Genomic DNA, 11548 nt, shown 5'->3' on the forward strand with positions numbered 1-11548 from the left:
GAGATAAGGACCAACGGTCTTCCTCCGTCTGATTTATAGAAAAATAGCTTACAAGCTATCCATTCTGCTGATTATTGTTCAAGAATTTGAGGTGTGGAAAACCAACCTCTCACAAGAAAAGAAAGGGATTATTAGTGGTTGACGTAAATCGATTTAAAAGTATGCAAATCACGTTAGCTTCACCAAGTAAGGTTCGTTCATGGTCTTACGGTGAGGTTAAAAAGCCTGAAACAATCAACTATCGTACACTTAAACCAGAACGTGATGGACTCTTTGACGAAGTCATCTTTGGTCCAACAAAAGACTGGGAGTGTTCATGTGGTAAATACAAGCGTATCCGTTATAAAGGGATTACTTGTGACCGCTGTGGTGTGGAAGTGACTCGTGCAAAAGTACGTCGTGAACGTATGGGACACATTGAGTTGAAAGCACCAATTTCACATATTTGGTACTTCAAAGGGATTCCAAGTCGTATGGGCTTGACCTTGGATATGAGCCCACGTGCGCTTGAGGAAGTTATTTACTTCGCAGCCTACGTGGTGATTGATCCGAAAGATACACCGCTTGAGCACAAGTCAATCATGACAGAGCGCGAATACCGTGAGCGTTTGCGTGAATATGGTTATGGTTCATTCGTTGCCAAAATGGGTGCAGAAGCGATCCAAGACCTCTTGAAACAAGTTGATCTTCCAAAAGAAATCGCAGCTTTGAAAGAAGAATTGAAAACAGCTTCTGGTCAAAAACGCATTAAAGCAGTTCGTCGCTTGGATGTATTGGATGCATTCTACAAATCTGGTAACAAGCCTGAGTGGATGATTCTCAACATCCTTCCAGTTATTCCACCAGATTTGCGTCCGATGGTTCAGTTGGATGGTGGCCGTTTTGCGGCGTCTGACTTGAACGAACTCTACCGCCGTGTTATCAACCGTAACAACCGTTTGGCTCGTCTCTTGGAATTGAACGCTCCAGGTATCATCGTACAAAACGAAAAACGGATGCTCCAAGAAGCTGTGGATGCTTTGATTGACAACGGTCGCCGTGGTCGTCCAATTACAGGACCAGGTAGCCGTCCACTTAAATCACTCAGCCACATGCTTAAAGGTAAGCAAGGACGTTTCCGTCAAAACTTGCTTGGTAAGCGTGTTGACTTCTCAGGACGTTCCGTTATCGCCGTTGGTCCAACTCTAAAAATGTACCAATGTGGTGTGCCACGTGAAATGGCTATTGAGCTCTTCAAACCGTTTGTTATGCGTGAAATCGTTGCCCGTGATATTGCTGGTAACGTAAAAGCTGCAAAACGTTTGATTGAACGTGGAGATGATCGCATTTGGGACATCTTGGAAGAAGTGATTAAAGAACACCCAGTTCTCTTGAACCGAGCACCTACCCTTCACCGTTTGGGGATCCAGGCTTTTGAGCCAGTTCTAATCGACGGTAAGGCTCTTCGTTTGCACCCGCTTGTCTGTGAAGCCTACAACGCCGACTTTGACGGTGACCAGATGGCGATTCACGTTCCATTGTCAGAAGAAGCACAAGCAGAAGCACGTATCCTTATGCTCGCGGCAGAACACATCCTTAACCCTAAAGATGGTAAACCAGTCGTAACACCATCTCAGGATATGGTTTTGGGTAACTACTACTTGACCATGGAAGATGCTGGTCGTGAAGGGGAAGGTATGGTCTTCAAGGATGCGGATGAGGCTGTTATGGCTTACCGCAATGGCTATGTTCACTTGCATACTCGTGTTGGTATTGCAACAGATAGCCTCGATAAGCCTTGGAAAGACAACCAAAAACACAAGGTCATGATGACAACTGTTGGAAAAATCTTGTTCAACGCGATTATGCCAGAAGGTCTTCCATACTTGCAAGAGCCAAACAATGCCAACTTGACAGAAGGAACTCCTGACAAATACTTCTTGGAGCCAGGTTCGGATATCAAGGCTGCCATTGCAGAATTGCCAATCAACCCACCATTCAAGAAGAAAAATCTCGGTAACATCATCGCTGAAATCTTCAAGCGTTTCCGTACAACTGAAACATCAGCCCTACTTGACCGTTTGAAAGACTTGGGTTACTATCACTCAACACTTGCTGGTTTGACAGTGGGTATTGCCGATATCCCAGTTATCGACAACAAGGCTGAAATTATTGAAGAATCTCACGAACGTGTAGAACAAATCAAGAAACAATTCCGTCGCGGTATGATTACCGACGATGAGCGTTACGCAGCAGTTACCGACGAGTGGCGTTCTGCTAAGGAAAAATTGGAAAAACGCCTGGTTGAAAAACAAGATCCTAAGAACCCAATCGTTATGATGATGGACTCTGGTGCCCGTGGTAACATCTCCAACTTCTCCCAGTTGGCCGGTATGCGTGGTCTGATGTCAGCTCCGAACGGACGTATCATGGAATTGCCTATCTTGTCTAACTTCCGTGAGGGTCTTTCGGTATTGGAAATGTTCTTCTCCACTCACGGTGCCCGTAAGGGTATGACGGATACGGCCTTGAAGACAGCTGACTCAGGTTACTTGACTCGTCGTTTGGTTGACGTTGCCCAAGACGTTATTATCCGTGAAGACGACTGTGGAACAGACCGTGGTCTTGACATCCGTTCAATTACAGATGGCAAGGAAATGATTGAGCCACTTGAAGAGCGTTTGCAAGGTCGTTACACTAAGAAAACTGTTAAACATCCTGAAACTGGTGCAGTCATCATAGGACCAAACCAATTGATTACTGAAGATATTGCTCGTGAAATTGTCAATGCTGGTGTTGAACAAGTAACCATCCGTAGCGTATTTACATGTAACACTCGTCACGGTGTCTGCCGTCACTGTTACGGTATCAACTTGGCAACAGGTGATGCGGTTGAAGTGGGTGAAGCAGTTGGTACAATCGCTGCCCAATCGATCGGTGAGCCTGGTACACAGTTGACAATGCGTACCTTCCACACGGGTGGGGTAGCCTCAAACAGCGATATTACGCAGGGTCTTCCTCGTGTCCAAGAGATCTTTGAAGCCCGTAATCCGAAAGGGGAAGCGGTTATCACTGAGGTCAAAGGTGAAGTTGTCGCCATTGAAGAAGATGCTTCTACTCGTACCAAGAAAGTCTTTGTTAAGGGTGTAACTGGTGAAGGTGAGTATGTGGTTCCATTTACAGCCCGTATGAAGGTTGAAGTTGGTGACCAAGTTGCGCGTGGAGCAGCCTTGACCGAAGGTTCTATCCAACCAAAACGCTTGCTCGAAGTCCGTGATGTCTTGGCGGTTGAAACTTATCTTCTTTCTGAAGTTCAAAAAGTTTACCGTAGCCAGGGTGTAGAAATCGGCGACAAGCACATTGAGGTAATGGTTCGTCAAATGCTTCGTAAAGTTCGTGTCATGGATCCAGGTGACACAGATCTTCTCATGGGTACCCTCATGGATATCACAGATTTTACAGATGCCAATGCTGAAGTGGTTATCGCTGGTGGTATTCCGGCAACAGCTCGTCCAGTTCTTATGGGTATCACTAAGGCTTCCCTTGAAACCAACTCATTCTTGTCTGCCGCATCTTTCCAGGAAACAACTCGTGTCCTTACAGATGCTGCTATTCGTGGTAAACGTGACAACCTTCTCGGTCTTAAAGAGAACGTTATTATCGGTAAGATTATCCCAGCAGGTACAGGTATGGCCCGCTACCGTAATCTTGAACCACAAGCCATCAATGAGGTTGAAATCATAGAAGACACAGTAGCAGAAGAGCTTGCAGCAGAAGCAGAGCTTGAAGCTGTAACTGAATAAATTAAGATGGTACATCTCTCTTTTCTAGGGATGTGCTTTTTGATATTCGGAAATGAAGCGCATACATTACTTGATAAGGAATTAACAAGCAGAATGTTTTCTTAAATCAGATGATTTCGATATAATGTGTACGAAAAAGGAAGTATGTGTTATGTATCAAGTTATTAGAATGTATGGAGATTTTGAACCCTGGTGGTTTTTAGATGGTTGGGAAGAAGATATAGTCAGTAAAAAGACCTATGAACGTTATGAGGATGCGCAAAAAGCTTTTCAGAAGGAGTGGGTTAGGTTGTCCGAAAGTTTCCCTAATAAAAAGTGTAAAAATGGCACAATGGTGGCTTTTTGGGATGAATCAGACCAGCATTGGTGTGAGGAATGTGATGAATATCTACAACGGTATCATTCGTTGATGTTGGTAGAAGCGAGAGATAATTTATCGGCTGGTTTTATTAAGCAACCTACGCAACCTCGTGTACGCCCCTGCAAATTAAAACAAAATAATTGCGTAAATGAATAATAAAAAAGGATTGACCTTTGCGGGTCAATCCTTTTTAGCTGAATCTGATAGTAAATGCTTCCGCATCAAGCTCAACATGCCCGCCAATCCGAATGGTAAAGAGTGGTTGGGTATGGGCAAAGTCCAAATCGTAGAGCACAGGAACTTTTTTTAGAATGGGGTGCTTGTCCAAAATGGCCAGCAAAATCTCCTCGGTCATCTTGGTTTCTTTTGGAAAACGCCCAAAGACAACCGCTTGCGGATTTGGATAGGCTTGCAAAAGGGCTGTTAAATGACGAGCGATAATCAGGTAATCATCATCTTCCGCCTCTTCTAAAAATAGAATATATTTGTCTGGTCTGGGTGCGAACTCCGTCCCAGTCAGCAGGTTGAGGGTTGAGATGTTTCCGCCAATGGCAATACCAGAGGCCTGGCCTGGATTGTAGACTTTCCATTCTGTTGGGTAAAAGGTGCGAGGGGCGTCTGGTAGGTACCAAGCGTCGCTAGACCATTCAGGACTCGGAGTCAGGTCAAAGGAGTCTTGTGTCACAGCCTTGAGCCAAGCCTGAGTCTGGTAATCTTGTCCCTCACGCATCTTAAAGCTGCTATAGGATGGTCCCATGTAAGTCTGCATACCTGTCTTGGCATAGATGGCATTGAGCAGGGCAGTCGTATCTGAGTAGCCACAGAAAATCTTCGGATGACGGGCAATCAGGTCAAAATTCAGATAGGGCAAGAGTTCATTGCAGTTGAAACCGCCAATGGTTGTCAGAATGGCATCGACCGCCTCATCCGCAAAGGCTGCTTCCAAGTCCGCAACACGATTGGCAATCGGAGCAGAATCGAAGATATCGTTTTCAAAATAATGTTCTGAGAAAGAGAGTTTGAAGCCCAGTTTTTCCAATTTTTCCTTGGCGGCAAGATTGGCTTCAAAACCACCAATTCTTTCAATAGATGAAAAGGGACTGACTACGCGTATGTGGTCGCCTTTTTTTAATCTTTTCATAAGAACCTCCAAGCTTTTTTATTATTTTAACAAAAAAGTATGGAAAATCAAGTTTCCTTGCGAATAGATAGGGTGAGGAGGTTGTATGATTCAAGAAAAAGCAAGAAAGATGATTGAGGAGGCGGTGGCAGATAGGGTCAGTGACATCTATCTGGTTCCTCGTGGTCAGGGCTACCAAGTCTACCATCGTATCATGGACGAGCGAGAGTTTGTGCAAGACTTGGCTGAGGAGGAAGTAACAGCCATTATCAGCCATTTCAAGTTTTTAGCAGGTTTAAATGTCGGTGAAAAACGCCGTAGTCAGCAGGGTTCCTGTGATTATGATTATGGTAGCGGAGAGATTTCGCTTCGCTTATCAACTGTCGGAGATTATCGTGGCAAGGAAAGTCTGGTTATCCGCCTGCTCTATGATAATGACAAGGAACTCAAGTTCTGGTTTGAGGCAGCTGAGCGACTTGCAGAAGAAATCAAGGGACGAGGGCTCTATCTTTTTTCGGGTCCAGTCGGCTCTGGTAAGACCACACTCATGTACCATCTTGCCAGGCTGAAATTCCCAGACAAGCAGATTTTGACTATCGAGGATCCTGTCGAAATCAAGCAGGAGGACATGTTGCAACTCCAGCTCAATGAAACCATTGGAGCCACCTATGACAATCTGATCAAACTGTCCCTCCGTCATCGACCAGACTTGCTCATCATCGGTGAGATTCGGGATGCGGAAACCGCTCGAGCAGTCATTCGAGCCAGCCTGACGGGAGCTACCGTTTTCTCAACAGTTCATGCAAGGTCTATTTCAGGTGTCTACGCCCGTATGTTGGAACTAGGTGTCAGCCCTGAGGAATTAAATAATGCCCTTCAAGGCATTGCCTATCAACGTTTGATTGGGGGAGGAGGTGTAGTGGATTTTGCAAAGGGAAATTACCAAAACCATTCCGCAGCCCAGTGGAATGAACAAATTGATCGCCTTTTTGCAGCAGGACATATCAGTCTTCGGCAGGCAGAAACAGAAAAAATTGCCCTTGGTTCGCCAGCGTAAAGTCATTGAACTTTTCAATAATCTCTTTGCCAGCGGTTTTCATCTGGGGGAGATTGTTGATTTTCTCAAACGTAGTCAGCTTCTGGCAGATCCCTACACCCAGGTCTTGTCAGACGGGCTGTTAGCAGGCAAACCCTTTTCAAGTTTGCTGGCAGATTTGCGTTTTTCAGATGCGGTGGTCACGCAGGTGGCTCTGGCAGAAGTTCATGGCAATACCAGCCTGAGTTTGAGCCATATCCAGTCCTATCTAGAAAATGTTAGCAAGGTTCGTAAAAAACTGATTGAGGTGGCGACCTATCCGATTATCTTGCTTGGTTTTCTGCTCTTGATTATGCTGGGCTTGAAAAACTATCTTCTGCCCCAGTTGGAGGAAGGCAATGCAGCGACTATGCTAATTAACCATTTGCCGACCATCTTTTTATCTCTCTGTGGACTTAGTTTGGTGGCGGTCTTGGCTGGTCTTGTTTGGTTTCGCAAAACTAACAAAATCAAGGTCTTTTCCTGCCTAGCAGCTCTGCCATTTTTCGGAAAACTCATCCAAACCTATCTGACGGCCTATTACGCCAGGGAGTGGGGGAGTTTGATTGGGCAAGGCTTGGACCTGCCGCAGATTGTGGGCTTGATGCAGGAGCAGCAATCGCAACTCTTTCGGGAGATTGGACAGGACCTGGAGCAGTCGCTTTCCAATGGTCAGAGTTTTCACGAACACATTAAGGCTTATGCCTTTTTCAAGCGGGAGCTGAGTTTGATTGTCGAATATGGTCAGGTCAAGTCCAAGTTGGGGAGCGAGTTGACAGTTTATGCAGCCGAGTGTTGGGAGGATTTTTTCTCTCGGGTCAATAGAGCCATGCAGCTGATTCAACCGCTGGTCTTTCTCTTTGTGGCCTTAATGGTCGTTCTTATCTACGCAGCTATGTTGCTGCCGATTTATCAAAATATGGAGTTATAAAATGAAAAAATTAATTGAAATGAAGGTAAAAGCTTTCACACTGGTAGAAATGTTAGTCGTTTTGGGAATTATTAGCCTGCTCTTGCTCCTCTTTGTACCAAATTTGAGTAAGCAAAAGGATGCTGTCCAGAAGAAGGGGGATGCTGCGGTTGTCAAGGTAGTAGAAAGCCAGTTGGAGCTTTATGAACTGGAACATGACAAGGAAGCAACGGTGGCAGAGTTGCAGGCGAAAGGCTATATCACTGAAAAACAAGCACAATCCTACAATGAATACAAGGCTCTTAAAGCAAACCAATAAGGCCTTCACCCTGTTTGAAAGCCTGCTGACCTTGTTTGTCATCAGCTTTCTGGCAATCAGCCTGTCGGGAACGGTACAGACGGTCTTTCGGTCTGTTCAGGAAGAGATTTTTCTTTGGGAATTTGAAGCTATCTATAAAGACAGTCAGAAATTGGCAGCCAGTTCCCATCAAAAAGTGAACCTTGCTATCGGTGAACAGGAAGTTACAAATGGTTATCAGGCTGTAGAGGTACCCAGAAATGTAGAGGTCTTGGAGGAGAAAACTATTCAGTTTGAAGAAAATGGTGGAAATTCTTCTCTGACCAAGATTCGTTTTCGGCTTAGTCGAAAGACGGTCACGTATCAATTATATATAGGGAGTGGTCGCTATAAGAAAACAGAAGAATAAGGCTTATATTTTGCTAGAAAGTCTGGTTGCCCTTGCGACCCTAGTGACTATTTGTAGCTTGATTTTGTCAGCTGTGGATGCGGGACGTAGGCGACAGGCTTGGGAATTGGAACAACAGGAGGTTCTCAATCTAGCACAGATGGCTGTTCAGACCGAGCAAGATGATTTATCCTTAAACGGTGTTACAGTTCAGGTTCAACGAACAGCGGATAAGATGATTGTTTTCCACGAGGGAAAGGAGGTTTTGTCGGTTGTTAAAAAGTAAAATTCCTGCTTTTACTCTCTTGGAATGCTTGGTAGCCTTAGTCATCCTATCAGGAAGTCTTCTAGTCTTTGAAAGCTTGTCAAAACTGCTGGTCCAAGAAGCGCATTATCAAAATCAAACTATTCAAAAGGAGTGGCTGGTCTTTTCTAGCCAGTTGCGGTCGGAGTGGGACCAGGCTGAATTGGTCAAGGTTGAAAATGGCAAGGTCTATGTCAACAAAGGCGAACAGGCTTTGGCCTTTGGCAAGTCACGGTCGGATGATTTTCGGAAAACCAATGATAAGGGACAGGGCTACCAGCCTATGATTTATCAGGTGGACAGCGCAGCTATTTCCCAAGAAAACCAGCTAGTGCGCATCAACTTTAGCTTTAAAAACGGAGAGGAGCGAACCTTTATCTATGCTTTTAAAGAAAAAAGTTAAGGCGGGCATCCTGCTCTATGCCCTTTTGATGCTGGCAGTTTTTAGTCTCTTGCTCCAGTTTTATCTCCACCGCCAAGATGCCGAAAGCCGCTTGGTACAGGTGGCAAGGCAAGAAGCGACGGCCTACATCATGGCTCAGATGGTCTTGGACAAGGTCGAAGAGGAATTGCAAGAGCGTGAAGCAATTGCCAAGAAGGTAGCAAGTCAAACAGATGAAATGAAGGAAGATAAAGAAACAGCTAGTGAAACGGCTAATATTAAGGAAGAAGGGGAGGTACAAGAAACAACAAGCACTAAGCCAGAACCAACTACAAAATCAGTTGACACATCATCAACTCAAAACGTGGAAAGCAAACCAATAGGAGATAAGGGAGCGGTCACTTTTCAGGAGGGTCAGGCTAACTATCATGTTAAAGACAAGCAATTGTTAGTGATGGTCCTATTAAGGAACGGGGAGCAGTATGACTATCAATTTGCAATAAAGAAATAAAATATGACATGAGAGCAGACTTCCTACTGTAACTAGGAAATCAACTTTGTTGTATATTTGATAAATTGTAGATTATGAGGCATAGAGTCTCTTTTGTCGCACTTCTGACGTAAAAGAAGTGCTTTTTATCATTGGGTGATATGTTTGGTAATTTCATTGAAAAAGTATTTGAAAACACCTAAGGAAATATGTTATAATGACCTTGAATTCAGAATAGGAGATGACGAATGAGAAGTAAATACATGAAAAGTTTAGGGCTTGGTGCGACTTGCTTACTAGCTATGAGTGTACCTGTTGCAGCAAACACTACCGAAACCAATCAAAGTTCGGATGTATCGGGAGCGCAAGTTTCTGTTACGCAGGCCACCAGTTCAGAAGAAATCACAGTCACAGAAACGAATATAAGTTCTTCTGCTCAGACTGATACTAGTACAGCTGCGACAGAAGAACCGAGTGTTTCGCGTCGTTCAGCACCTGAGACTGAAGAGAGTTCCACTACTGAAGCAAGTTCGGTAACAAGCAGTACTAGCATCACTTCAACAACTACAACGCAAACTGAGTCTGCTCCGGTAACGCAAGCAGAAGCGACTATTGAGCAAGCCTTATATCGTCTCTATCAGCCGGACTTGCGTGTCCATCTGTATACGAAGGATGCAAATGAATATGCTGTTCTAGCGGGTCGTGGTTGGCGACAGGAAGGAGAGGCATGGAGATTTGTTTCAAATCAGGGAGAGCCGGTTTATCGTCTCTATCAGCCGGACTTGCGTGTCCATCTGTATACGAAGGATGCCAACGAATATGCTGTTCTAGCAGGTCGTGGTTGGCGACAAGAAGGAGAAGCCTTCCGTTCTCACGGAAATATTCCAGTTTACCGTCTCTATCACCCGGGCTTGCGTGTCCATCTGTATACGAAGGATGCAAATGAGTATACAGTATTGGCAGGTCGCGGTTGGCGACAGGAAGGGATTGCTTTTTACGGATTAGGGAGTGCAGGAAGTTCAACAGCTTCAAACACACCTGTAGCGCCACAAGTTGCAAAGAAACCAACGGGAACTGTGAGTATTCAGAATAAGAATTCTCAAAACGGGAATTTTGATATCATTGTATCGAACGTTGACAGCCCTTTAGGTGTTAGCAGTGTTCTTGTACCCGTATGGTCAGATGAAAAAGGCCAAGACGACTTGGTTTGGTACGAAGCTGCAAGACAGGCAGATGGAAGCTATAAAGTATCTGTCCAATCCAAAAACCATGGCTATAGCACAGGAACTTATCAGGTGCATTTATATCTTGTGCAAAAGGATGGTACAAAAATTGGAATCTCTCCTTCTACCACAACTACAGTAGAAATAAAGGATACCGTTCCAAAAGCTACGGTTAGAATTGAGAATATTGACAGAACCTATGGTTTCTTTGATGTTCGTATCACAGATTTATATGTTCCTAAAGGAATAGAATCCATCCAGGCAGCCGTCTGGGCAGATGTTGGTGGTCAAAACGATGTCCAACATTATGAAGCGACAAAGCAATCTGATGGAAGTTATCTTGTCCCAGTTCGAATCAGTAACCATAAATATGAACAAGGAAATTACAACATCTCTCTATCCATAACTAGTCAGGGTCAAAAGTACAATGTTGCCCAAGCTAATACCTTGATTAGTTATACAAAAACAGAGATTCCTAGATTTATCGATGTAAGTAGTCATAACGGGACCTTATCAGTGGCCGATTACAAAACCTTGGCTGCTAACGGCATTTCAGGTGTTGTCGTTAAACTATCAGAGGCAGTAAGCTATTTAAACCCTTATGCAGAAGGGCAGGTAAAAAATGCTTTAGCTGCGGGTCTCAAGGTTTCGGTTTATCACTATTCTCATTTTACAAGCAAGGAAGAGGCTAAGGCAGAGGCGCAATATTTTGTGGCTGCAGCAAAAAAACTAGGACTTCCTACAAGTACTCTAATGGTTAACGATATTGAAGAGTATGCAACTCGTAAAAATATCAACGACAACATGAAGGCTTGGGAGGAAGAGATGCGTCGTTTAGGCTATTCAAATCTCATCCACTACACGGGAGCTAGCTGGCTTGATGATAATTCTCTTGGAGTAGTAGGTCCAATCCAAACTAGTCAATTTGGAATGACTAATTTCTGGGTAGCACAATATCCATACTCTACAATGACTCCTGCACAAGCAATGTCCATGTCTCTACATGCACGGACGGCGGCATGGCAGTATACGTCTAAGGCAGAGTTGTTGCCAGGGCGTTCCTTCTTTGATGTGAATTTAGATTACACAAATCGATTTACTAAGTAGGGTTATTCCAGATTATATATAGCTCCACAGTCTCTGTGATGGATGTTTTCATTATCGGAACTAGTGGAGCTTTTATTGTGTCTACGTATTGCGCTCCCTTACTAGCGA

The 11548-nt window shown here is 44.4% G+C and carries 11 protein-coding genes; 10 read left to right on the forward strand and 1 reads right to left on the reverse strand.

Annotated features, from left to right (window positions below):
• The first annotated feature begins 134 nt into the window (after positions 1–134).
• Together rpoC and F9856_RS07820 are read left to right on the forward strand one after the other, a co-directional pair.
• Entirely contained in the window at positions 135–3782 is a 3648-nt protein-coding gene (gene rpoC, locus F9856_RS07815; RefSeq protein WP_174854543.1) for a DNA-directed RNA polymerase subunit beta', read from the forward strand.
• Between the two features lie 151 nt (positions 3783–3933).
• Positions 3934–4299 (forward strand): DUF1033 family protein, encoded by a 366-nt coding sequence (locus F9856_RS07820; RefSeq protein ID WP_024397936.1) that lies wholly within the window; start codon positions 3934–3936, stop codon positions 4297–4299.
• A 34-nt stretch (positions 4300–4333) separates the two neighbouring features.
• On the opposite strand, the gene F9856_RS07825 is transcribed toward F9856_RS07820, so the two are convergent.
• The gene (locus F9856_RS07825) at positions 4334–5284 is read right to left on the reverse strand and encodes a S66 family peptidase (protein WP_202106265.1); all 951 of its coding nucleotides are present in this window, start codon (positions 5282–5284) and stop codon (positions 4334–4336) included.
• An 85-nt stretch (positions 5285–5369) separates the two neighbouring features.
• On the opposite strand from F9856_RS07825, the gene comGA reads away from it, so the two are divergent.
• The 8 genes from comGA to atlA all read left to right on the forward strand — a co-directional run bounded on the left by comGA (position 5370) and on the right by atlA (position 11440).
• Positions 5370–6320, forward strand: a complete 951-nt coding sequence (gene comGA, locus F9856_RS07830) for a competence type IV pilus ATPase ComGA (protein WP_202106266.1) — start codon at positions 5370–5372, stop codon at positions 6318–6320.
• Positions 6232–7269, forward strand: a complete 1038-nt coding sequence (gene comGB, locus F9856_RS07835; RefSeq protein ID WP_236659575.1) for a competence type IV pilus assembly protein ComGB — start codon at positions 6232–6234, stop codon at positions 7267–7269. The genes comGA and comGB overlap by 89 nt, the downstream gene beginning before the upstream one ends.
• Position 7270: 1 nt before the next feature.
• Positions 7271–7567 carry a competence type IV pilus major pilin ComGC gene (gene comGC / locus F9856_RS07840; protein WP_202106267.1) on the forward strand — a complete coding sequence of 99 codons (297 nt, stop codon included), beginning with the start codon at positions 7271–7273 and terminating at the stop codon, positions 7565–7567.
• Complete coding sequence (gene comGD, locus F9856_RS07845) at positions 7536–7955, forward strand: competence type IV pilus minor pilin ComGD (protein WP_202106268.1); 420 nt, start codon at positions 7536–7538, stop codon at positions 7953–7955. The genes comGC and comGD overlap by 32 nt, the downstream gene beginning before the upstream one ends.
• The gene (gene comGE / locus F9856_RS07850) at positions 7927–8220 is read left to right on the forward strand and encodes a competence type IV pilus minor pilin ComGE (RefSeq protein ID WP_202106269.1); all 294 of its coding nucleotides are present in this window, start codon (positions 7927–7929) and stop codon (positions 8218–8220) included. Before comGD ends, comGE begins: the two co-directional genes overlap by 29 nt.
• A complete protein-coding gene (gene comGF, locus F9856_RS07855) occupies positions 8207–8641 on the forward strand; it encodes a competence type IV pilus minor pilin ComGF (protein WP_202106270.1) in 435 nt (144 codons plus the stop codon). The genes comGE and comGF overlap by 14 nt, the downstream gene beginning before the upstream one ends.
• Entirely contained in the window at positions 8619–9131 is a 513-nt protein-coding gene (comGG, locus tag F9856_RS07860; protein ID WP_202106271.1) for a competence type IV pilus minor pilin ComGG, read from the forward strand. Before comGF ends, comGG begins: the two co-directional genes overlap by 23 nt.
• A 227-nt stretch (positions 9132–9358) precedes the next feature.
• Positions 9359–11440, forward strand: coding sequence for an autolysin AtlA (gene atlA, locus F9856_RS07865; protein WP_202106272.1), 2082 nt, complete (start codon positions 9359–9361; stop codon positions 11438–11440).
• The last annotated feature ends 108 nt before the right edge of the window (positions 11441–11548 follow it).

It is taken from the genome of Streptococcus suis (genome assembly GCF_016743335.1).
GTDB classification, from domain to species: Bacteria; Bacillota; Bacilli; order Lactobacillales; family Streptococcaceae; genus Streptococcus; species Streptococcus suis_Y.

Excerpts from the sequence above, each read along its gene's own strand:
- comGA (WP_202106266.1), top strand. The coding sequence starts at position 5,370 with ATGATTCAAGAAAAAGCAAGAAAGATGATTGAGGAGGCGGTGGCAGAT.
- comGC (WP_202106267.1), top strand. The coding sequence starts at position 7,271 with ATGAAAAAATTAATTGAAATGAAGGTAAAAGCTTTCACACTGGTAGAA.
- F9856_RS07820 (WP_024397936.1), top strand. The coding sequence starts at position 3,934 with ATGTATCAAGTTATTAGAATGTATGGAGATTTTGAACCCTGGTGGTTT.
- F9856_RS07825 (WP_202106265.1), bottom strand. The coding sequence starts at position 5,284 with ATGAAAAGATTAAAAAAAGGCGACCACATACGCGTAGTCAGTCCCTTT.
- comGB (WP_236659575.1), top strand. The coding sequence starts at position 6,232 with ATGAACAAATTGATCGCCTTTTTGCAGCAGGACATATCAGTCTTCGGC.
- comGG (WP_202106271.1), top strand. The coding sequence starts at position 8,619 with ATGCTTTTAAAGAAAAAAGTTAAGGCGGGCATCCTGCTCTATGCCCTT.
- atlA (WP_202106272.1), top strand. The coding sequence starts at position 9,359 with ATGAGAAGTAAATACATGAAAAGTTTAGGGCTTGGTGCGACTTGCTTA.
- comGD (WP_202106268.1), top strand. The coding sequence starts at position 7,536 with ATGAATACAAGGCTCTTAAAGCAAACCAATAAGGCCTTCACCCTGTTT.